Annotated in this window: 23 protein-coding genes and 1 pseudogene; 16 read left to right on the forward strand and 8 right to left on the reverse strand. The window is 63.6% G+C overall.

Annotation, left to right across the window (positions count from 1 at the left end):
• Entirely contained in the window at nt 1–1419 is a 1419-nt protein-coding gene (locus tag AC0V7N_RS17005) for a VpsF family polysaccharide biosynthesis protein (RefSeq protein ID WP_475459517.1), read from the forward strand.
• A 30-nt stretch (nt 1420–1449) separates the two neighbouring features.
• Here AC0V7N_RS17005 and AC0V7N_RS17010 read toward each other — a convergent pair whose 3' ends face one another.
• Genes AC0V7N_RS17010 through AC0V7N_RS17025 form a run of 4 tightly spaced genes read right to left on the reverse strand, consistent with a single transcriptional unit; the run spans nt 1450 to nt 3511 of the window.
• Nucleotides 1450–1788, reverse strand: coding sequence for a YnfA family protein (locus tag AC0V7N_RS17010; protein WP_475459520.1), 339 nt, complete (start codon nt 1786–1788; stop codon nt 1450–1452).
• 14 nt (nt 1789–1802) lie between these two features.
• Complete coding sequence (locus tag AC0V7N_RS17015; protein WP_475459522.1) at nt 1803–2510, reverse strand: cytochrome c biogenesis CcdA family protein; 708 nt, start codon at nt 2508–2510, stop codon at nt 1803–1805.
• Between the two features lies 1 nt (nt 2511).
• On the reverse strand, nt 2512–2901 hold the full coding sequence (locus AC0V7N_RS17020) for a thioredoxin family protein (RefSeq protein WP_475459525.1): 390 nt from the start codon (nt 2899–2901) through the stop codon (nt 2512–2514).
• 1 nt (nt 2902) lies between these two features.
• On the reverse strand, nt 2903–3511 hold the full coding sequence (locus AC0V7N_RS17025) for a hypothetical protein (protein WP_475459528.1): 609 nt from the start codon (nt 3509–3511) through the stop codon (nt 2903–2905).
• Nucleotides 3512–3587: 76 nt separating this feature from the next.
• Between AC0V7N_RS17025 and AC0V7N_RS17030 the strand changes: the two genes are divergently transcribed.
• Nucleotides 3588–4031 carry a MerR family transcriptional regulator gene (locus AC0V7N_RS17030; RefSeq protein WP_475459531.1) on the forward strand — a complete coding sequence of 148 codons (444 nt, stop codon included), beginning with the start codon at nt 3588–3590 and terminating at the stop codon, nt 4029–4031.
• 71 nt (nt 4032–4102) lie between these two features.
• On the opposite strand, the gene AC0V7N_RS17035 is transcribed toward AC0V7N_RS17030, so the two are convergent.
• A complete protein-coding gene (locus AC0V7N_RS17035) occupies nt 4103–5407 on the reverse strand; it encodes a glycoside hydrolase family 5 protein (RefSeq protein WP_475459534.1) in 1305 nt (434 codons plus the stop codon).
• Nucleotides 5404–6573, reverse strand: a complete 1170-nt coding sequence (locus tag AC0V7N_RS17040; protein WP_475459537.1) for a DUF1972 domain-containing protein — start codon at nt 6571–6573, stop codon at nt 5404–5406. Before AC0V7N_RS17040 ends, AC0V7N_RS17035 begins: the two co-directional genes overlap by 4 nt.
• 436 nt (nt 6574–7009) lie before the next feature.
• Here AC0V7N_RS17040 and AC0V7N_RS17045 point away from each other — a divergent pair, with 436 nt between their 5' ends.
• From AC0V7N_RS17045 to AC0V7N_RS17070, 6 genes are all read left to right on the forward strand, one after another.
• A complete protein-coding gene (locus AC0V7N_RS17045) occupies nt 7010–8179 on the forward strand; it encodes a glycosyltransferase (protein ID WP_475460364.1) in 1170 nt (389 codons plus the stop codon).
• Entirely contained in the window at nt 8176–8385 is a 210-nt protein-coding gene (locus tag AC0V7N_RS17050; RefSeq protein ID WP_496627978.1) for a hypothetical protein, read from the forward strand. The genes AC0V7N_RS17045 and AC0V7N_RS17050 overlap by 4 nt, the downstream gene beginning before the upstream one ends.
• Nucleotides 8382–9476: a polysaccharide biosynthesis protein gene (locus AC0V7N_RS17055; RefSeq protein ID WP_496627979.1), complete on the forward strand. Its 1095-nt coding sequence runs from the start codon at nt 8382–8384 to the stop codon at nt 9474–9476. Before AC0V7N_RS17050 ends, AC0V7N_RS17055 begins: the two co-directional genes overlap by 4 nt.
• Before the next feature lie 3 nt (nt 9477–9479).
• Entirely contained in the window at nt 9480–10712 is a 1233-nt protein-coding gene (locus AC0V7N_RS17060) for a GNAT family N-acetyltransferase (protein ID WP_475459541.1), read from the forward strand.
• 29 nt (nt 10713–10741) lie between these two features.
• Nucleotides 10742–11962 carry a GNAT family N-acetyltransferase gene (locus AC0V7N_RS17065; protein WP_475459544.1) on the forward strand — a complete coding sequence of 407 codons (1221 nt, stop codon included), beginning with the start codon at nt 10742–10744 and terminating at the stop codon, nt 11960–11962.
• 77 nt (nt 11963–12039) lie between these two features.
• Nucleotides 12040–12348, forward strand: coding sequence for an EthD family reductase (locus AC0V7N_RS17070; protein WP_475459547.1), 309 nt, complete (start codon nt 12040–12042; stop codon nt 12346–12348).
• A 4-nt stretch (nt 12349–12352) separates the two neighbouring features.
• Here AC0V7N_RS17070 and AC0V7N_RS17075 read toward each other — a convergent pair whose 3' ends face one another.
• Nucleotides 12353–12667: an EthD family reductase gene (locus AC0V7N_RS17075; RefSeq protein ID WP_475459549.1), complete on the reverse strand. Its 315-nt coding sequence runs from the start codon at nt 12665–12667 to the stop codon at nt 12353–12355.
• Between the two features lie 440 nt (nt 12668–13107).
• Here AC0V7N_RS17075 and AC0V7N_RS17080 point away from each other — a divergent pair, with 440 nt between their 5' ends.
• The 4 genes and pseudogenes from AC0V7N_RS17080 to AC0V7N_RS17095 all read left to right on the forward strand — a co-directional run bounded on the left by AC0V7N_RS17080 (nt 13108) and on the right by AC0V7N_RS17095 (nt 16633).
• Nucleotides 13108–13284: a Flp family type IVb pilin gene (locus AC0V7N_RS17080; protein WP_475460366.1), complete on the forward strand. Its 177-nt coding sequence runs from the start codon at nt 13108–13110 to the stop codon at nt 13282–13284.
• 111 nt (nt 13285–13395) lie between these two features.
• Nucleotides 13396–13620: a hypothetical protein gene (locus AC0V7N_RS17085; RefSeq protein WP_475460368.1), complete on the forward strand. Its 225-nt coding sequence runs from the start codon at nt 13396–13398 to the stop codon at nt 13618–13620.
• Between the two features lie 109 nt (nt 13621–13729).
• Entirely contained in the window at nt 13730–16228 is a 2499-nt protein-coding gene (ligD, locus tag AC0V7N_RS17090; protein ID WP_475459551.1) for a DNA ligase D, read from the forward strand.
• Nucleotides 16229–16344: 116 nt separating this feature from the next.
• Nucleotides 16345–16633: pseudogene (locus AC0V7N_RS17095) on the forward strand (GIY-YIG nuclease family protein).
• A 122-nt stretch (nt 16634–16755) separates the two neighbouring features.
• Here AC0V7N_RS17095 and AC0V7N_RS17100 read toward each other — a convergent pair.
• Nucleotides 16756–17706, reverse strand: coding sequence for an IS481 family transposase (locus AC0V7N_RS17100; RefSeq protein ID WP_475458680.1), 951 nt, complete (start codon nt 17704–17706; stop codon nt 16756–16758).
• Nucleotides 17707–18048: 342 nt separating this feature from the next.
• On the opposite strand from AC0V7N_RS17100, the gene ku reads away from it, so the two are divergent.
• From ku to AC0V7N_RS17120, 4 genes are all read left to right on the forward strand, one after another.
• Nucleotides 18049–18957: a non-homologous end joining protein Ku gene (gene ku, locus AC0V7N_RS17105; protein WP_475459553.1), complete on the forward strand. Its 909-nt coding sequence runs from the start codon at nt 18049–18051 to the stop codon at nt 18955–18957.
• Entirely contained in the window at nt 18954–20066 is a 1113-nt protein-coding gene (locus tag AC0V7N_RS17110; protein ID WP_475459555.1) for a tetratricopeptide repeat protein, read from the forward strand. Before ku ends, AC0V7N_RS17110 begins: the two co-directional genes overlap by 4 nt.
• A 229-nt stretch (nt 20067–20295) precedes the next feature.
• Nucleotides 20296–20949 (forward strand): alpha/beta hydrolase family protein, encoded by a 654-nt coding sequence (locus AC0V7N_RS17115; RefSeq protein WP_475459558.1) that lies wholly within the window; start codon nt 20296–20298, stop codon nt 20947–20949.
• Between the two features lie 173 nt (nt 20950–21122).
• On the forward strand, nt 21123–21893 hold the full coding sequence (locus AC0V7N_RS17120) for an exodeoxyribonuclease III (protein WP_475459560.1): 771 nt from the start codon (nt 21123–21125) through the stop codon (nt 21891–21893).
• The last annotated feature ends 122 nt before the right edge of the window (nt 21894–22015 follow it).

Raw genomic sequence — 22015 nt, forward strand, 5'->3', positions numbered from 1 at the left:
ATGGCCACCACCGGGACAGCCACCGGGGGGGCCGCCAACCCGGCTGCCGGCTGGCCCGGTTCGGGTCAAGGCGGTTCGGGTCAGGCCACTGGGCGCGCGGGCAGCTCCGTCGACTGGCTGACCCGCTTCGGCCTGGTCGCAACGGTGGCGTTGCTGTTCAGCATCTCCGGCGGCATGCTGTGGCTGGTGGGCTATAATTACGATGGCTTGACCGGCAATCCGGCGACCAAGATCCATCCCTCGACCTATCTGCTCGTGCTGGTGTTTGCCTGGCGCGCCTGCACTTTCGGCAATCCGATCGGCTATATGGTCGCCGTCGCCGACCGGCGGCCGGCCAGCACGCTGATGGCGGTCATCTCGATCGTGCTGCTGGTCATCGTCATCGCCAGGCAGCGTCCCGGCATGGCCGGCATGATCGACACCTTCGTGGCGCCGGCACTGCTGGTGATGATGCTGGGCGAGGACGACGAAAAGACATTCGCCCGGATGCAGACCGTCGTTCACGCCATCATGACCGTGAACGCTTTGCTCGCTTTGTTCGAGTTCGCCACCAAGACGCTGATCTTTCCCTATCGCCTCGACGGCGAGGTGTTCATGGCCGACCTGCGCTCGACGGCGCTTCAGGGCCATCCGCTGTCCAATGCCACGGTCACCTCGGTCTATGTGCTGGCGCTGCTCTCCGGTTCGAAATCCCTGTCCACGCCACTGCGGCTCGGCCTTATCGGCCTGCAATGCGCGGCTCTCGTTGCCTTCGGCGGCCGCTCGGCGATGGTGACGACGATCGTGCTCGGCGGTTGCTATCTGCTCATCCAGGGCCTGCGCAGCCTGCGCACGGGGCGCGTCAACCTGCTTGGCGCGGCACTCGGCCTCATCCTTGCCGCGCTGGTGCCGGTCGTCATCGCGGTCGCGGCGTCATACGGCTTCTTCGACGCGCTGCTCGAGCGCTTCGTGTCGGACAGTGGCAGCGCCAACGCCCGCGTCGAAATGTTCGAGCTCTTCAAACATTTCGAACTGCGCGACCTGATCGTGGGGCCCGATATCGATCTCATCGAAAGCCTGCGCCGCATCAGCGGCCTCGAACAGGGCATCGAGAACCCGGTCATCCGCCTGATCCTCTACCAGGGCGCCTTCTTCACCTTGCTGTTGTTTGTCGGCTTCGCCCTGTTCATGCACGAAGTGGCGCGCCGCTGCCATTCCGGCCTCTGGCTGACGATGCTGGGCTGGCTGATCCTGCTCAACACCTCCGAAAGCCTGGCGTCGAAGACGACGCTGATGACCAAATTCGTGGTGATCGCGCTGGTGCTTTACCGGCCGGTGGGCAAGGTGGTGGGGCGAACAGAGCGGTTCATCCCGCCCGGCAAGCGCAAAACCGCTCCAACTCTTTGTCTTGACGCAAATCCAACAGGCTGCCGCCATTGAGTGCGAAAGAGGGCGTTCTATAGCACGTGGTCATGTTCCTCGAGGCGCAAACAGAATAATCGCGGCCGCCAGTATCGCGATTACCCCGCCGACGAGATCCCATGTGTCCGGCCGATGCCCCTCGGCCAGCCACAGCCAAAGCAGCGACGCGACGATGTAGATGCCGCCATAGGCCGCGTATGCGCGGCCGGCATAGTCGCTGGGAATAAGCGTAAGCAAATATGCGAACAGCACCAGGCAGGCGATACCCGGCACCAGCCACAGGATCGATTTCCCCTGCCTCAGCCAAACCCAGAAGGCAAAACAGCCTGCAATCTCGGCGAGCGCAGCAGATGCAAACGTCAGGAACGTGCTTAGTAGAATAGGCATGAAGTCTGAATTTCTCACAAGCGCGTGGTGATAGCCACCAGCCAGTCCGGCAAAGCCTGTTCAAGGCCGATTTGTATAGTGCGGTCAAACCCCGACAGGGTCATGACTCCGGCCACGACAAGCAGCGCGCCGAGGGCCATTTTGATGCCACTGGACGCGCCGAGCATTCGACCCCGCCAGCGGAGCAACGCTTCGCGGGACATTAGAGCTAGAGCCAGCAGCGGCAATGATGTGCCGATGCCGAAAGCCAGCATCGTCAGCACCACCATGCCAAGGTTCTCACCCCGCGCGGCCATGATGGACGCGGCGCCGAGAGTCGGTCCGACGCAAGGCGTCCATACCGCGCCGAGCAGCAATCCAACGCCGAATTGACCAGAGATGCCGGACGTCGAGAACCCGCCGAAACGGCTCTGCGTCCAGTTGCTTACCGGACCGGCCGCCGTCGCGAACTGCGTCTGGAACCGAGGGACGAGCAGCACCGCGCCAACCAGTATCAGCAGCACAGCGGCAGCGGTACGAAACACGGTCATGTCGAGGCCGATTGAAAAGCCGATGGTGGCGACGAACACGCCTATCGCGGTGAAAGAGACGGCGACGCCTGCGGCTAGGGCCAATGGTGCCAGCCGGTGTTCGGCCACCGCCCCAGTCAGGACGACCGGCAGCAGCGGCAGCACACAGGGCGAGAGGATCGACAGGACGCCAGCAAGGAGCGCAAGCAGCATGCTACAGCGCCTCGCGCAGCAGGGCCTCGATGACCGCCGGGTCGGTCTGGCCAGTCTGTCGGTCGACTTCCTTGCCACCCTTGTAGACGATCATCGTGCTTTGCATCTGCACGCGATAGCGAGCCAGGATTTCCTTTTGCGTGTCGAAGTCGACATCGAACTTCTTCATGCTCTTGAAGTCAGGCGACGCCAGCAGCGACGCCACGATGGGCTTTTGCGCCTGACAGGTTTCGCACCACGGCGCGGTGACATGGATCATCACAGGGCCGCCTGCCTTGAGGGCTTCGTCAAAGCCGGGAATGGTTTCGTCGCCATTGTGGGCCAGCGCAGGCAAGACAGCCGCCGCAATACCGGCAGCAGCCGAGAGGATCAGAAAGTGACGACGTTGCATGTTATGCGGTCTCCCTAGGGTTGGATGCAGCGAGTTCAGGGGCAAAGTGGTCAAACAACAGGTCGGCCGCATCGGCCGCTGCCTGTGGTGCGGTGATGGTGAGAACAACGGCGCGCGGGCTTGTCTTCAGGTCAAAGGTTAGGAATGAGCAGCAAGCCTGCTCCTTGCGCATCAGGTCGGCGACCTCTTCGAGTACTTCCGCTCCATAGGTCAGCTTGAGCGATAGCGTCGTACGCTCGGCGTGATGCAGTGAGCGACGGGCCAACGCGCGAATGCCTGCAACTCGCTCCTTGAAATCAGAGGCACCAAGGGTGCAGGCGATGGACAGAGCGTCATTGTCGTCCGCGGAGGTGCAGGATGGACCGCAGCCGCACTCGCCTTGTGCCATCAATGACTGAAATGTGGCGGCCGTTGCTGCTTTGCGACGAGATAGGAGATAGATCCCACCGACAGGAACGGCGAGTGCGAGCAGGCCAAGGCCCCAAGTGCATGCGGCACCGGCGATAGTTGCCAAGCTCGTCCCGACAAGAGCTGCCGGCACGACGGCGACCGCGCAGCAGGCTCCACAGGCGACGGTGGCAGCACCGGCCCATTTCACGGTGTTGTTCATCAAAGTGGCCTTCCGGTTTCTACCTTTGCAATGGCTTACTCCTTCAAGTAACTTGAGGTTCAAGGAGTATTTTTCGATGAACCTTCACATCCGCGTGTTCACCATTGGCGCGCTCGCCAAGGCTGCCGGCGTCTCGACGCCCACCATCCGCTACTACGAGGAGATCGGTTTGTTGCCTCCCGCGCCGCGAACGGCCGGAGGTCAGCGCACCTATGACAACGACGATTTGGGGCGGTTGACGTTCATCAAGCAATGCCGCGACTTTGGCTTCGGTATCGATCAGGTGCGTGTGTTGTTGGACCTGTCGATCAGCAGCAGCCGCGACTGCGTCGAGACACGCGACATCGCCCAGCAACATCTCAACCAGGTGCGCCAGAAACTCGCCGAACTGCGCTTGCTCGAACGACGGCTAGAGAGCTTTGTTACCCGCTGCAATGTCGCCTGCGTCGGCGGGGCCGGCCAGGACTGCGTGATCTTCAAGGAAATGGCGGCGCCGACCAAGGGCGGCTGCTGTGGTTGATAGCTGGCTGTCGCGGTTGCTCGTCAGTCCGGGACGATTGAATTCGGTTGTTCAAAAGAATGGGCTTTGGCCTACTGCGGCATCCTCAACCCAAGCGCCTCGACCATCGCCGGGTCGAGCGCGCGGGTGGGGCCGTCCATCATGCCCATGCCGTCGAAGAGATCCCAGAACGCCCAGGGGAAGCCGAACGACTCGGCGCTCTGCCTGACATCGGCGATATAGCGGGCGCGGTCGGGGTTGGGGGCGGCGGTGTAGCGGGCGTCGGTGCGCAGCGCGCCGAACTCGCCCATGATGATGCGGCTGGGCGCAATGCCATGGCTGTCGGCCCAAGCGCTGACCTGGCTGAGATAGCTGTCGACGAAGCGGCGGTCGGGCTGGGCGTCGAAATAGACTTTCAGCACGCGCTCGGTTTCCGCATAGGCGGCCTGTTTGTCTGCTTCGGAGGTCTCGGTATCCGCAGCCATGCGTGCCCTGACGGAGGCCAGTGTCTGTTCGAGCGAGCCGGCGGAGGCCGGCCACGGCACATTGTTCAGCGCGCGGTAGACGGGTTCGCGCATCCACGGCGCGCCCTGATGGCTGAACAGATAGGGCTCGTAGAAGTGGAAGGTGAACAGGATCGGCTCAGCGCCCGCCAGCGGCCCCGGGTCGAGCGCGGTGAGACCGCGCACCATCGAGCCGCAGCCGCCGGTGACGACCAGCGGCAGGAACGGAGGCCCAGCCATTGCGCCAATAGGCCACCGCGCCATTAAAAGCAGCTGCTTTTGAACTTCCACCCATTCTTCCGAAGAACAGTCCTGCGGCGGCTCGTTGACCGGCTCCAACGCTACTTTGCCGGGCGCCTTCTCGTGAATGATACTAAGGTGACCGCCCAACTCGGAGATGAACATCGCGTAGCGTCCGAATTCCGGCGCCAGCCTGCTGGAAATCATGCGGTCGGGGGTCCAGTAATGCGTGGCGGCGTTGGGCTGTACATTGACGATGACACCGAGATCGGCGGCAAGGGCTGCGTTTACGGCCTCGATCAGCATCGCCATCAGCTCGCGGCGGCGCTCGCCCTCAAAGGCAAGGAACGGGCCGGGATCGACGGGCAGGCGGATGAAATCGAGCCCTGTCGCACGCAGCCGACGGAGGTCGTCTGGGGTCGGCACCGGCCGCTGCGACTGGAAGGGCGGCCAGTCATAGTCGGTGCGCGGTGCCGGAAACTCACGCGTCAGCGCAAACCAGGGCCAGGCATTGACGCCGCGGCGGAACCGCCACTCGCCGCTGGCGGCAAGCGCGGGCGGTGCGGACGACAGCGGCGCCAGCACCGCGGCAGCGGGCACCAGCGCGGTCGACAGCGCGGTGCTCAGAACCCGCCGTCGCGACCAGCCCGTCATACGGCGCCGGGCGAGGGACGGTCGATCGCGGCCGTTCTTGGGGCGCTCACGCCGAGAAGCCGGTAGGCTTCGTTCTCGTAGGCCAGCAGGACATCGTCCCAGCGGAAGGCTTCGCGGGCACGCGTCCTGGCGGCTTCGCCGCAGGCCTTGACCAGCGCGTCATCCTCCATCGCCTGCTGCATCCGCTCGGCGCAGCTTTGCCTGTCGGTGAAATGGATGGCGGCAGCACCCGCGACCCACCTGTTGTAGGGATTGTCGTGCGCGATCACCATGTTGCCGGCGGCCAGCGCCTCGACCAGCGACGGGTTGGTGCCGCCGACCGTATGGCCATGCATATAGGCGCGCGCGTGATACCGCAGCGCCTTCACCGCCGCCTGGTCGTAGATGGCGCCCGGCAGGACCACCGAGGCGTTCGCCGCCTTGCGGACGGCGACATGATAGGGAATCTGGTCGGACAGCGTACCTAGCACCACCAGCTTCATGTCGCGCTTCTGGCTGCAGAAGGCTTCGACGATGGGCAGGATGTTGTTGTCGGGCTCGATGCGCGCAATCGAGATCAGGTATTTTCCAGGCTCGAGGCCGAGTGCGCGCACTGGCGCCTCGGGTGCCGAGGTCACCGGGTCGGCGCCATAAGCGATGGTGGTGATGGCGCTGCGCGGCCGGCGTGTCGCCAGGTGATCGGCGATAACAGGATGGTCGGCGACCAGGCGGTGCGAGGCCCAGGCGCCGATCCATTCATTGAGCCAGAACCATGTGCGCGCCGCGCGCCCCCATTTGGGGCGCCGCCACTCGATGCCGTCCATATTGGTGATGATCTTGCGCCGCATCAGCCTGAGCCAGGTCAGGAAGACCGCGCCATTATAGCCGAGCACCAGGCAGACGCCGGGCCGGCGCGCGGCGTCGAGCACGCATTGCCAGTCGAATTCCAGCGTCGCGCGCGGGCCTTTCGAGGCGACCTGGATGTGGATGAGGTCGATGCCGTTCCAGGTTTCGGTGCGCACCCTCTGGTCGACCCGCTCGACCTCGTCCTGGCAGTAGACGCCGACCTTCCAGCCGCGCCCGACCAGAAAAAGCGCCAGCTTCTCGGCGAAGGTTTCAAAGCCGCCATGGGCGGCGGGGATGCCGCGCGTTCCCAGGATCAGGATGGCAGGCTGTTCCGATTTCATGACTGCTGGCACTTTCAAGTCCGCCCGATCCGCGATGCGCGGCTGTCCCATTTCAAAACCGCCGCCTTGCAAGATGCCTGCCAGACCCGATTCCAGCCATTGTCGCATCCAGGTTGTAAAATATTTCTTCCAAACGCCCGGGTTGTTTCATTATCGGTCAACCTTCCACAGGTATGTGTATCGAAACGAGGCAATGCCGGGCCGGTTGGCCTGTAAATGGATATATTAGAACGGCATAATCCTTGCAAATGGACTTCTGCGCGTCGGAATCGGCGGAAGGCGTGCAGCATTGGTGTGGTGATCCGGGTTTACATCCGTTTCTGACCGCACTGACAACGAGGGAAGTCCAAAGGGGTGTTGGCTTGAAGTTTCCGGTCGCCGATAGCGTCAGGCGGCGGAATCGTCTCACCACCCTGACAGAAAGATGCATGTGAAGATGCGGATTGCTTGCATCCATCAGGGTTACGAACTCTACGGTTCCGACCGCAGCTTCGCGGAGAGCGTCGCCGCGTTGCGCGCCGCGTTTCCGTCGGCCGATATCGAGGTGGTCTTGCCGCGCAGAGGACCGATCGTCGAAATCCTGGAGCCTCATGCCAGCCGCATCGTCTTCGAGCCGCTCTGGGTGCTCAGGCGCCAGGCGATGCTGAGGCTGGCGACCGTCGAGATGGCGCGGCTGCCGGTGGCGCTGTGGCGGGCCTGGCGGCGCTTGCGCGATTGCGACCTCGTCTACGTCAACACCTCGATCGTCGCCGACTATGCGCTGGCCTCGCGCCTGCTGCCCAGCAAGGCATTGCTGCACATCCATGAAATTCCCGAAGGCGTGCTGCGCCGGATCCTCGTCGGGCTGATGCACTGGAGCCATGCCGACCTCATCTTCAATTCGAAAGCGACGCGCGCCACGTTCGGCGAGCCCAAATCCGCACGCTCTTACGTCGTCTATAATGGCGTTGCCGGCCCGGCGGCGGCGCAAGCGATGACCTATGACGGCACGCGCCCGCTGCGGGTGCTGCTGCTTGGCCGCATCAACCGGATCAAGGGTCAGGAGGTGCTTTTGCAGGCGATCGCCTCGCTGCCGGCCGAGCTCAAGTCGCGGATCGAGGTGCGGCTGGTCGGCGGCGCCTTTGAAAGCGTCGAGCGCGAGCATGCGCTGGCCGAACTGGTCGAGACCATGGGGCTGGCCGGACAGGTCAGCGCCTTGCCCTTCATCCCGGACCCTTCGGAGCATTATCGCTGGGCCGACATCGTCACCGTGCCGTCGCGGCGTCCGGAATCGCTCGGTCGCGTCGCCATCGAGGCAATGGCCTATGGCCGTCCGCCGCTGGTGTCGGCGATCGGCGGGCTGGTCGAGGTGGTCGCAGACGGCGAGACCGGCTGGCATGTTCCGCCGGGCGATGCACCGGCCCTTGCCGCGAAATTGCGGGAGATCATCCTTGCCCCCGAGGCCTGGCGCGGTTTTGTCGCCGCCGGGCGCAAGCGCTACGAGACGATGTTCAGCGAGCCGGTCGCGGCCGCGGCGATCGCCGCGATCGCCGCCGACAAGCTGAAGGCGGCCATCGCAAGGCCGGGCAGGGCGGCAAGCACGCGCCAGGCGGAGACACGGCCGTGAAGTTCCCGATCCATCTGGTGCGGCGTCTCGTGCTGATGATCGGCGGCGAGGCGATGCAGAGCGGCTTCCACTTCGCCCTCAACATCATGCTGCTGCACATGCTGTCGGCGCAAGGCTACGGCCTGTTCGCCATCGGCATGGTGATGGGCGGCGTCGGCCTGTCCTACATCAGGTCGCTCACCGCCGTCCCGCCTCGATATGGATGAGCAAGAGCAACAACACCGCCGGCGTCGATGCGTATGACGTGGCCTTCGGAACGGCGGCGCTGATGGTGGCGCTGCTGATGGCGGTCGGCACCGCGGTCCTGATGCATCTCCTGGGCGACCCCTCAGGCATTGCCGCCGGCTGCTTCGTCGGCGCATGGTCGCTGCGCAGCCATATGCGCACGGCCTTCTTCGCGCGCCGCCAACAGGTGGTAGTCTCCATCAGCGATGCCGCTTTCACAATCGCCGGCACCGTGCTCGCCGGGCTGGCAATCTGGTTCGCCCGGGATGCGTTGCAGGCCGTGTTCTATGCGCTTGCCGCGGCGAATGTGTTTGGCATCTTCGTCCTGGTCCGGCTGGCGCGCCGTACAATTCGCATCTCCTTCCGCATGCCGACGCGGCGGCGCTATACCAGGCTGTGGCGCCAGCTGTGCTGGTCGGCGTTCAGCGCGACCACCACCAACATCCAGGGTCAATGCCTGGCGCTGCTGGTCGCGGGCATTGCCGGGCCTGCCGCCTATGCACCGCTGGCGGCGGTGATCGTGCTGTTCGCGCCGCTGCGCATCATCAGCCTTGCTTTCGTGAACATGACTCAGCCGGAGCTCGCCAAGTTGATGCGGCTGGGCGAAACGCGCCGGGTCTGGGCGCAGGCGAAGATCTGGTCGGTGGTCATGGGGCTCGGCGGCCTGGCCTATGGATGCGCCATCCTGTTCGTCCTGCCGATGATCAAATCCCAGGCTCTGCAGGATGCCTCGGTGGGTTTTATCGGGCTTCTGGTTACAGTGAATTTCATCCCGATCATGCTCTACATCATGCCCCGCATTGTGCTTGAGATCCTCGGCGATTTCCGGATCGTCGCCTTCATCACCTTGGGCGGCGCGATCGTCGGGCTGGCGCTGATCGCGGTCCTGCTGGCAATCGCGTCCCCGCCGTGGGCGCTGCTGGGTTCGGCGGTCTCCGAGACCTTCGTGCTCGCGGCATCATGGTATTTCGTGCATCACCGCATGTGGAACATCGAGCACCCGGACCAGCAGCGTAACAGCCGCCTGGGCACCTGGCGGCGGGCGGTCGCGTTCGCCGCGGCGAGACGATAGGAGATGGATTTGGCAGGCCAGGCAGTGCAAATTGCTGCGGTGGACGGCTTGCCCGACGGGCAGGTTTCGCCCCCAGTTGCCGTCGCAGCGAACGACGCCTACACGGCGCGATTGCACACCAGTCTCGAAACGGTGCGGCCGCTCTGGCTGCGCTTCCAGGAAAGCGGTGTGTGCACCGGTCACCAGAATTATGCGTGGGCCGAGGGGATTGTCGCGCGGCTGATGCCGGAAGGTGCCGAACCGCTCATCGTCGAGGTGAACGACGCCGCGACCGGCGAACCCAGGATGCTGGTGCCGTTGATGCGCCGGCCGGCGCTGGGCCATCGGGTGATAGAATGGCTGAGCTGTGGCGTCTGCGACTATTCGGCACCGCTGCTGGCCGATGCGAGGCCGTGGACCACACAATCCGCACAGGCCGCATGGGCCGCGGTGCGCTCCGTGCTGCCGCCGGCGGACCGGTTCCACATCACGGGGATTCCACAACAGATCAACGGCGTCGCCAATCCGCTTGCCTTGCTCGCGGCGACGCGCGATTCGCTCCAGACCACTTTCGGCCTCGCCATCGACGGCGATCCGGATACGGTCCTCAAGCGCTTGTGCAAGCCCTCCTTCGTCAAGGAATTCGGCAAGGATTGGCGCCGGCTCGAACGGCTCGGTGAAGTGGAACTGGTCGAGGCCGGCACGCCGGCCGAGGTGGAGCGTATCTTCGGCGAACTGGTCCGGATGCGGCTCAGCCGCTTTCGCGAGCTTGGCCGCTTCGACCTGCTGACGCAGGAGAAAGTCGTCGATTTCTACCGCAACGCCGCTGTTCGCGGCCTGTCGGACGGAGCGGTGCGGCTGTTTGGGCTGCGCGTGGCCGAGGCTCTGATCGCGGTCCAATATCTTCTGGTTCATCAAGACACTGTTCATGCTCTGCTGATAGCAATCGACCAGAGCGCGGTGCCCAATGTGTCACCAGGACTTGCAATCATGGGCAGGTTGATGGGTTGGGCGCGCAAGCAAGGCTTTGGTTATTTCGACCTGTCGGTCGGCAACCAGAGCTACAAGGCAAATATGGGCGCTACGGGTTCGGTCCTGGTCGAACTCTGCCACGGGTTCACGATGCGGGGCAATGCCGCGAGCACTGCCATCAAGTTCCGCGACTGGACCGAGGTTTTCGTGCGCTCAAACCCACGGCTGCTCAAAGCGGCTCAGGGAACGATGCGGGGCTTGCGGCGCTTGCGTGGAGGGCGCTGAGGGCGGGCCAGAACGAACAGGAGAAGCGTTTGGCAAGCCAGGCAATGCGACAGGCTGCGGCAACCGAGGGCGCCGTCAGGCTTTCGCCGATCACCGTCGGCTTCGGCATGGCCGCGCGCTTTGCGGCGCGGCTGCACACCAGCTTCGACACCGTAAAGCCCCTCTGGTTGCGCCTTGAGGAGACTGGCCTGTGTACCGGCCACCAGGGCTTTGCCTGGGTGGAAGGGATCGCCAAGCGGCTGATGCCCAAAAGCGCGGAGTTGCTCGTCGTCGAGGTCAATGACGCCGCCACGGGTGCGCCGGTCATGCTGCTGCCGCTGATGCGCCGCCGGGCCACGGGCCATTACGTGATCGAATGGCTGAGCGGCGGCGTGTGCGACTACGCGGCGCCGCTGTTGGCCGATGCGAGACCCTGGACCCGGCAGAGTGCCGACGACGCCTGGGCGGCGGTGCGCGCCGTGCTGTCGCCGACGGATCGCTTCCACATCGCGGGAATCCCGCAACAGATCCACGGCGTCGACAATCCGCTGGCGCTGCTTTCGGTGGTGCGCAACTCGATCCAGCTCGCCTCTGGCCTGGTCCTGGATGGCAATCCGGAGACGCTGATCAAGCGCATCTGCAAACCGTCCTTCGCCAAGAATTTCTACAAGCACTCCCGCCGCTTCGAACAGATGGGTAAGCTCGATCTGGTCGAAGCCGAGACGCCTGACATGGTGGAGCAGCAGTTCGCCACGCTTTTGGAGCTCAGGCTCAACCGCTTCCGCGAGCTCGGGCGTTTCGACCTCCTGACGCAAGCGCCGGTCGTCGAGTTCTACCGCAACGCCGCCCTGCAGGGCCTTTCCGACGGTTCGGTGCGGCTGTTCGGGCTGCGTGCCGGTGAAACCTATCTCGCCGTCATCTACGTGCTGGTCATGAAGGGCACCTTGCACGCGCTGCTGCTCGGGATCGACCAGGACGCGGTTCCCAACGTCTCGCCAGGCCTGACGACGATCGGCAAGCTGATGATGTGGGCGCGCGCGCAGGGGCTCGGTTATTTCGACCTGTCGGTCGGCAGCCAGGGCTACAAGCAGCATATCGGCGCTTCGAGCGCGGTGCTGGCCGAGTTGTGCGAGGCGGTGACGCTGAAGGGCAGGGGGTCGACCGCCTATATCAAGCTGCGCGCGAAGACCGAGCTTTTCGTGCGCTCCAAGCCCGGGCTGTACAAGGCCGTTCAGGGCATGATGCGGCGGTTGCGGCGATTGAAGAACTGAGGCTGCCGTCCAGACGGATTGACAAGCTCCCGGCAAAGTCATCACGCTCCTGCATCCAACGATTTCGGGAGGCAATGATGGCAAGCCTGGTGGTCATGTACGGCACGCCCGGGGATCCGGCGGCGTTCGATGCCTATTATCGTGAAAAGCATATCCCGCTGGCCAAGACCATTCCGGGATTGCGGCGCTACGAAATCAGCCGCGGCCCGGTGATGACACCGGCCGGGCCGTCGAAAGTCCACCTGGTCGCCACCTTGCACTTCGATGACCTGGCCGCCATCCAGAATGCCTTCGCCAGCGCCGAAGGGCAGGTGACGGCCGCCGATCTCCAGGTCTTCGCAACCGGCGGTGCCGACATGCTGATCTTCGACGGCGAGGACGTGTGACTTCTCACAGCGTCTCGGTATCGAAGAGCAGCATCGCCACCATATCGTCATCGCCGGCGAATTTGCGCCGGTCCACCGCACAGGCCCGGCCGATATCGCTGGCAAAGGCCGTGCGAATGGCCTCCAGGCTGTCGAAATAGAGGGTCGCCACCCTGTAGGGCGTCTCGCCCGACAGGACGTTCATGATCGGCGGCCGGCTGATCTCGTAGCGCCGCAGTCCGGGCAATTGCTTGGCCAGCGGCACGTGAATGTCGTGGTAATGACGCTCGAAGGCCGCCGGATCGGCGGGGGTTTTGTAGATGACAAGCATCTTGGCCATGATGGTGCTCCCTGTCGTTTGACGTGATCGCGCCTCGCTGGCGCCGCACCAATGTCGTTCGCCGGGAGCGGATTTCGACAAGGGGGGTTCGCGAACCCAGTAAAATGGCCCCGGCGCATGAAGATATTTCGCGCCTGACAATGGCAAAACCCGTGGGCGCATTTGGCACTTGATCCATGTCAAAGCGGATCGGCGTCGATGCGCCTATCTGGTCTCCTGTCTTGGGAAGGACACAAGGCGGGCGGGCGGTTCCAGATCGGCAAGCTGAAAACAGCTCCGACCTGGACCGCCTGCAACCAAGCCGTGTCCGCTGGGCGGATGCTTCATGTTTTGATTCAGCTCCGCCCGCAAGCACGTTCGAAAGTTTGGCAAAATTTAACCGAACCGCAACTCAGGGTCTCTATAGGGTTGTGCGAGGGATAAGAAACCAGGGGCTTGAAATGCAAGCAATCGTTTCCCGTTTCATGCGCGATGAAACCGGCGCGACCGCCATCGAATATGGCTTGATCGCCGCCCTTATCGCGCTTGCCATCATCACCGGCGCCGGCGCGCTCGGCAATGCCATCAATGCCAAGTTCACGACGATCGGCACGAAGGTCACCAGCAGCGGATCGTAAACTTGCTCGGCCGCGAAATTGACAGGACAGCGCGTCTCCGTCATCCTTGAGACCAGTCGCCAGGCCGTGGAAGCGGCCATGTTGCGTGTCAGGGCGACCGAGGGCAGCGTCATGTTCAGTCCCGTCACCGGCCAGAATGCCAAGCGCGCCGCGGTGCGCAAGGCGCTCGACGCGCACAAGGTCTATATCACCGCGCAAAGCTTTTCGGACGGTGCCTACCAGGCACGCGTGCTGGTCGACGGCGAGGCCTACTGGGTGGACGAGTTCCGGCTAAGCCAGCTGCAGCAGGGCCTGTCGCCGGCCGAGCTCGAGCTGACGCCGGCTGCCGACGATTGAGCGTGGCCGCCGTTTTTTCGCACTGCGCTGGGAAATCTGAAATGCTGGCGGGACAGTGTGACGGAACGCGGCGCCGGGAAGGCGCATCCGCATCCGCCACCGCCTGACCATGACAACACCGCCAAAACTCAAAACCTATCGCGCCAAGCGCGAATTCACCAAAACGCCGGAGCCGGTGGGTGGGATGATCACCGGTGACGGCAACCGCTTCGTCGTCCACAAGCATCACGCCACGGCGGACCATTACGATCTGCGCCTGCAGGTCGGCGACGTGCTGAAGAGCTGGGCGGTGCCGCGCGGGCCTTCGCTCAACCCGGCCGACAAAAGGCTGGCGGTCGAGACTGAGGACCATCCGCTCGAATATATCGACTTCGAGGGCGTCATCCCCGAGGGCGAGTATGGCGGCGGGCCGATGATCGTCTGGGACACCGGCACCTGGGCGCCGATGGACGATGTCGAGAAAAGCCTGCGCACTGGGGCGTTCAAGTTCCGCCTCGCCGGCGACAAGCTCAATGGCGGCTGGATGCTGACCCGCCTGAAGCCCAAGCCAGGCGAGGATGAGAACAAGAAGAACTGGCTGCTGTTCAAGGAGCGCGATCTCGCCGCCGACACGGCGCTGAATATTCTCGAAGCGCGGCCGGAAAGCGTGAAATCCGGTTTGCGCATCGAAGAGTTGGTGGCACCAAAGCCGTCAGCGAAATCCGCGCCGAAGCCGGGTTCCCTGAAACCCGGCACGCTGCCGGGCGCGGTGAAGGCGCCGGCGCTCAGCCGCATCGAGCCGCAACTGGCGACGCAGGTGCCAAAACCGCCGGGCGGCGAAAGCCTTGCCGAGAACACGAATGAGCTCTGGCTGCACGAGATCAAATTCGACGGCTACCGCACCATGGCGCATCTGTCCGACGGCCAGGTGCGGCTGATCACCCGTGGCGGCATCGACTGGACGAAGCGCTATGGCGACCTGCCGCACGCCTTCACCAAACTGCCGTGCCGCGAGGCGATCATCGACGGCGAGATCATGGTGCTGGATGCGAAGGGCATCAGCCGCTTCGCGCTGCTGCAGGATGCGCTGGCCGAGGGCGCCGGCAGCAAGTTGCATTTCTATGCCTTCGACCTGCTGCATCTCGACGGCTGGGATTTGCTGAAGGCGCCGCTTATCCGGCGCAAGGCGCTGCTGGCGGAGTTGCTTGGCGGCCTCGGCCCCAACTCCGCCATCCAGTTCTCCGACCATGTCGAAGGCTCGGGGCAGGGGCTTTACGACCAGGCGACGGAGCTCGGGCTCGAAGGCGTCGTCTCCAAGCGCGCCACCGCGATCTACCAGAGCGGCCGCACCAAGAGCTGGACCAAGTGCAAGGCGCTGCAGAAGGACGATTTCGTCATCGCCGGCTACACCATCTCGCAAGCGGCGGAAGGACTGGCCGCCCTTGGCATGGCCGAGTGGGAGGACGGCGAACTGCACTATCGCGGCAAGGTCGGCACCGGCTTCGACGCCGAGACGGCGGCCGACCTGCTCTCCCGGCTGGAGCCGCTGACATCGGGCGCGACGCCACCCGAAGGCGTGCCGCGCGAAATCATGCGCGAGATGCATTGGGTGAAGCCGCTGTTTTCGGCGCGTATCCACTATGCCAACCGTACCGCGGACAATTCGCTGCGCCATGGCGTGTTTCGCGGCCTCAGGGATGTCGGCCTGTCGACGCCGGTCTCGGCCAAACGCAAGCGGCTGATCTCGGAAGCCGATCTCGCCACCATCTGGGTGACCAATCCGGAGCGGCGGCTGTTCGGCAAGACCGGCCCGACCAAGCTCGACATCGCCGTCTATTATGCGCTGGTCGGCGATTTCATGCTGCCGCACATTCTTGGCCGACCGGTGTCGCTGGTGCGTTGCCCGACCGGCTTGCCAAAAGACTGTTTCTTCCAGCGCCACGCCTTCACCGGCATGCCGCCCTCAGTGGTGACTTTCGAGACGATGAATTCGGAGGGCGAGACCAAATCGTTCCTGTCGGTCGAAGGCGCCAAGGGTTTTCTGGCGCTGGCACAGTTCGGCGTCGTCGAGTTCCACACCTGGGGCACGCACCGCACCAGCCTCGACAAGCCTGACCAGATCGTCTTCGACCTCGACCCGGGCGAGGGGATTTCGTGGCGCGAAGTGGTGGAGGCGGCCGTGCACATCAAGGGCGAGCTGGAGGGGCTGGGGCTGGTGCCTTTCGCAAAAACCTCCGGCGGCAATGGCATCCATATCACCGTGCCGGTGACATCAAAGCAGAACTGGAAGAAGCTGCACCAGGCGACCAGCGCCATATCAACCCATCTGGCGGCGACCGCGCCCGACACGTTCACCACCACCATGGGCAAGGACAACCGCAAGAAGCGCATCTTCATCGACTATCACCGCAACGCGCGCGGCCACACCTCGGCGGCGCCCTATTCGCTGCGGGCGCGGACCAATCTGCCGGCCTCGACGCCGGTGAGCTGGAGCGATCTGGAGACTATCGATGCGCCGCAGGATCTGAACTATTCGTCGCTGCCGGGGCTGCTGGAGACGTCGGGGGATCCGTGGGCGGAGATCGAGGAGTTCGCCAGGGATTTGCCTCCCCATCTTTCGTCATCCTAGGGCGAAGCAAGGAGCGAAGCGACGCGCGCAGACCCTAGGATCCATGCCGTGGCGTTGGCCGTAAAATGCGGCGGCTCAGAATGGCCGCCAACTGAAACGCCAGCTAAAGTCGTCGCATGACCGGCTATGTCTACATGGCCGCGAGTCAGAAGGGCGGCACGATATATATATCGGTGTCACCAGAGATCTCGGCCGTCGCATGCCAGAACATAGTCGGGTCAGGGTTCGGGCTTCACCAGCCGATACGGTGTGCAACGACTGGTCTGGTATGAGGAATATTTCGACATCACCGACGCCATCCAGCGGGAGAAGTCGCTCAAACGCTGGCCACGCCAATGGAAGATCGAATTGATCGAAAAGGCGAATCCAGACTGGTTCGAACTGTTTCGTGGAACTGGATGGTGAGGCCACCTCGCGCTTCGTCATCCTCGGGCTTGACCCGAGGATCCATGCCGTGACGGTGGTCGTGGAATACGGCGGATCAGAATTCTGAACCGTAGCGACGCTTGAGAGTCACGGCATGGATCCTAGGTGTTTAGTCCCGGCATTTGATGGGTTGGATCGAGCCGGAACCGTTTTGGCTCTTTTTCCCAGATTTTGCAGATGAACTCATAGGGCGTGAGGCCTTTGAGGGTCTTGAGCCTGCGCGCGAAGTTGTAGGCCGTGATGAAGTCGGCGAGGTGCCGACGCAGTTGATCGTGGTCGTCATAGTGGAAGCGCTTGACGGTCGCCTCCTTGATGGTTCGGTTCATCCGCTCGACCTGGCCATTGGTCCAAGGATGGTTGATCTTTGTGAGCCGGTGCTTGATGCCATGCTTGTCGCAAATGTCGTCGAAGACGTGCTGAGGGGCGTGCTGATCGCAGGTCCGATTGGTGAACTGGATGCCGTTGTCGGTTAGAATGGTGTGGATGGCATAGGGCACGGCCGCAATCAGATCCTGAAGGAACTGGACCATCAGCATCTTACCCGCTGTCTCGTGCAATTGCGCATAAGCGAACTTGGACGTTCGATCTATGGCAACGAAGAGACGTAGCTTGCCCTCGGCGGTCTGCACCTCGGCGATATCAATGTGGAAATAGCCGATCGGATAAGCCTCGAACTTCTTCTTGGCCGGCTTGTCGGCGTCCACCTCCGGCAGTCTCGAAATGCCGTGGCGTTGAAGGCAGCGATGCAATGACGAGCGCGTCAGGTGTGGGATCGTCGGCTGAAGGGCATATAGACAATCATCGAGCGGCAGCAACGTATGTTTGCGAAAGGCGACGATGGCGGCTTCCTCTTCGAGCGACAGCACTGTCGAGCGCGGCTCTCTGGGACCGGTCGGCAGATCGGCGGTCGAGGTTCGGTGCCGCCACTTCGCGACCGTCTTCGGATCGATGCCATAGCGCTTGGCGAGCTTCTTCAGGCTCTCTTGACTATTTTGTATTGCTCGACGGGTTGCCTCTGTCGTCGTGGCCCGGCCGTGTAGAACCTGTCCCATAGTGCCTCCTTCCATTCGGAAGAAAATATCACACCATTAAAGCCAGGGATCAAACACCTAGGGTCTGCGCCGCGTCGCTTCGCTCCTTGCTCCGCCCTAGGATGACGAAGGAGAGGGATGCCGGGTCATCTTCCTTGGCTTGATCCGAAGGGGCTGGGTGCCATCGACGCTTCATACAATTTGAATTATTCTCTCCCGACGGCCTCAAAGACGCAGCGGAAGATTTCGTCAGGGATTTGCCGGTATTGTGTGGGGTCGGTGTAGGATTTGCGCAGGCTCGTTCGTCCTTCGGACGAAAAGCGCTGCAGTCAATGTCAGTGCATGGCCGCGTAGGAGTGTATCATGGCGCCCAGGGCAAGTTGGAAGGGTTATCTCAAGCTCAGCCTCGTCAGCTGTCCGGTGCGGCTATACCCCGCCACGACCACCAGCGAGCGCATCTCGTTCAATCAGCTGCACAAGAAGACCCACAACCGCATCAACATGAAGCCGGTCGATCCGGAACTCGGGCTCGTCGAGCGCTCGGACCTGGTCAAGGGTTACGAGTACGAGGACAAGCAGTACATCATCATCGATGATGCCGACCTCGACGCGGTGCGCATCGAATCCAACCATACGATGAACATCGAGGCCTTTGTCGACGAGGGCGAAGTCGATGTCATCTACCAGGATGCGCCGTACTACATGGCGCCGGATGGGGCGATGGCGGAAGAGACCTTCGCCGTGCTGCGCGAAGCGATGCGCAAGTCCGGCAAGCTGGCGATCGCCCGGCTGGTTCTGTCCAGCCGCGAGCGCATCGTGACGATCGGCGCGCGCGAGAACGGCATGTTCGTGTGCACCTTGAGGAATCCGAACGAAGTGCGCGGGACAGTTGAATATTTCGGTAACATCCCCGCTGGCAAGCCCGACCAGGAGATGCTTGAACTGGCAGAAGCGCTGATCAAGCAGAAGGAAACCACCTTCGACCCGAAGAACTATGAGGACCGCTACGAGATCGCGCTGATGGCGATGATCCGCGAGAAGCTCAAAGGCCACAAGCCGATCATCGCGGCAGCACCGGAGCGCGGCAATGTCATCAATCTGATGGATGCGCTGAAGGCCAGCCTGTCGCAGTCGAAGCCGCCGGCCAAGTCGAAGAGCAAGGCCGACGAAGTGGCGGCCAAGCCAGCTGCCAAGAAGGCGGCAGCGGGCGGTGCCCCTGAAAATCCGCTGAAGGCCAGTCTGCTGAAGGCGGTCGGCAAGAGCAAGAAATGACGGCACCGGCGGGCGCCGTTTTTGGCACCATCGGCGCGCTGGCGGCGTTTCCGCTTAGGTTGGCGGCCCGCGAGGTCGAGCGCCAGCACGGCCAGCTCAGGCGCGGCATCACCCGGCGCACCACGCATGTCGTGTTCGGCCGAACACTTCTCGCCAAGGCTGGATTGACGAAAACCGGCGATGCCGGGATCGAGCGCCGCGTTGCCGCCGAGCGCGCAGCCGGGCGGACACTGATCAGCGAGAACGGCTTTTTGCGCCTGCTCGGCCTGATGAAGGCGCCGGAAGCGTCGTCACTGTCGCGGCAATCGCTGATCGAGCAATCGCGGCTGTCCGGCGCCGACCTTGACCTGTTGTTGCTGTTCGATGCTTTCGAGCATGATTCAGAACCCTATTCCTTCCGCGACCTGATCCTGGCGCGCAAATATGCCGGGCTGGTGGCCGGCGGTGCGACCTGGGGCGCGATCGCGCGCTCCGTGCATCGCTCCGGCCCGGTCGCCTCGCTCACCGCCAAGTCGCTCAATGTCGGCTCGCAGCATGGCCGCCCCGACGCCATCTATCTCGAGGGTGGCCAGAGCGAACTCGACGGGCAGCTGCTGTTCGATCTGGGTGCTGCGGTACAAGGCGACGACACGCTGGAGGACTTGTTTGCCGAGGCCGAAGCGGCTGAGGAGGGCGGCGACCATGAAGGTGCTGCCGCGCTCTACCAGCGCTGCCTCGCCATCGACCCGAGCGACGCCATCGCCGCCTTCAACCGCGCCAACTGCCTGCGCGCCGGCGGCCACGCGGCGGACGCCGCGCATGACTATGCCAGGGCGATAAAGCTCGACCCGGCCTTCGTCGAGGCCTGGTTCAACCTCGCCGGGCTGATGAGTGAGCAAGGCCGCGACGCCTCGGCGCGACGGCATCTGCAGAAGGCGATCGCGCTCGACAAGACTTATGCCGACCCGGTGTTCAACCTGGCGCGGCTGGAATTCGATGCCGGCAATTTGCTGGAGGCGCGCCGGCTGTGGGTGCGCTATCTGGAGCTCGATCCGGAGTCGGAATGGGGCGGGGTGGCGGCCAAGGGCGTGCAGTTCGTGGATATGCAGCTGGCGCGGACGGCGGGGTGATCATGATTGGCGAAGGCCGCGATGACAGCCGATCTCCCCCCTTGTGGGGGAGATGTCCGGCAGGACAGAGGGGGGCGCTGTCCCGCCGACAGATCGGCCAATTTCAGGCCGCCTCGCCCTGGAGAGATCTAACGGAAGGCTGGCGTTCCTTCACGCCCCCCTCTGCCCTGCCGGGCATCTCCCCCACGAGGGGGGAGATCAGCAGCGTCACTGCCGCGCGAGATGCCCCATGACCACCTTCCTCTTCGACGGCTTCGACACCGCCCCCGTCACCATCCTGCTCGCGCATGGCGCCGGCGCGTCGATGGATTCTCCTTCGATGACCGCTACCGCGAAGGCTTTTGCCGCCGCCGGCTTCCAGGTCGCGCGCTTCGAATTCCACTACATGGCCGCCCGCCGCTACGGTCAGCGCAAGCCGCCGCCGCGCGCCGAGACCGTGAACCCGGAATATGTGAAGGCGATCGCCGATCTCAGGGCCAAGGGCGTGACCGGCAAGCTCATCATCGGCGGCAAGTCGATGGGCGGGCGCGTCGCTTCGATGGTGGCGGACGAGATGTTCGCCAAGGGCGAGATTTCGGGTCTGGTCTGCCTCGGCTATCCCTTCCATCCGCCCGGCAAGCCCGAGCAATTGCGGACCAAGCATCTCGCCGGGCTGAAGACGCCGACGCTGATCTTCCAGGGCACGCGCGACGAGTTCGGCACACCGGACGAGGTGCCCGGTTATGGGCTCTCCGACAGCATCGAGGTGATCTGGCTGGAGGATGGCGACCATGACCTCAAGCCGCGCAAGAGCATTTCAGGATTTTCGACGGCCGATCATCTGAAGACGCTGGCGGAGACGGTGAAGGCTTGGGTGGCGCAACCATCGACTTCGTCATCCTAGGGTGGAGCAAGGAGCGAAGCGACGCGCGCAGACCCTGGGATCCATGCCGTGGCTTTCGAGAGCAGCAACGGAGCAGAATTCTGTACCGCCGCGTTTCGCGGCAGGCGTCACGGAATGGATCCTCGGGTCAAGCCCGAGGATGACGAAACGAGGGGCGCTTTCGGCATCCAAAAATGAAAATCGCCACCTTCAACATCAACAACATCAACAGCCGGCTGGAAAACCTGCTGGCATGGCTGGCGGCGGCAAAACCCGATGTCGTCTGCCTGCAGGAATTGAAGGCGCGCGATATGCAGTTTCCGCGCACCGCGCTCGCCGATGCCGGCTATGGCGCGGTTTGGAAGGGCGAGCCGACCTGGAACGGTGTCGCCATCCTGGCGCGCGGCGCGGAACCGGTGCTGACCCGCGATGCCTTGCCCGGCGACGATGCCGACAAGCAGAGCCGCTATATCGAGGCGGCGGTGAACGGCATCGTCATCGCTTGCCTCTATGCACCGAACGGCAACCCGCGGCCGGGGCCGAAATTCCAGTACAAACTCGCCTGGCACGCACGGCTGGAGGCGCATGCCGAACAGCTCCTCGACACCGGCCTGCCTGTCGTGCTGGCCGGCGACTACAACATCGTGCCCGAGCCGCGCGACATCTATGCCACCCGCTCCTATGACGACAACGCGCTGGTGCAGCCGGAAAGCCGGGCTGCCTTCGCGGCGCTGATCGAGCAGGGCTGGCTTGACGCACTGCGCAAGGTCTATCCGAAGGAGACGCTCTATACGTTCTGGGATTATCGTCGCAACCGCTGGCCGCGCGATGCGGGCCTAAGGCTCGACCACATATTGCTGTCGAAGACGCTCGCACGCCGGCTGAAAGGGGCTGATATCGACCGTGACGTGCGCGGTGAGGACGGCGCCAGCGACCACGCGCCGGTCTGGGTGGAATTGAGGTGAGGGTGTTATCCACACGGTCGTTTCCCGCAGGCGACATCTCGCGCTAGTCTGGTGATGATGAGCATCGGGGGGTATTGATGCATTGCATGTCTGACAGCCGCGAGCGGTTGCCATGGAAGCCT

This window comes from Mesorhizobium kamtschaticum (assembly GCF_056174585.1).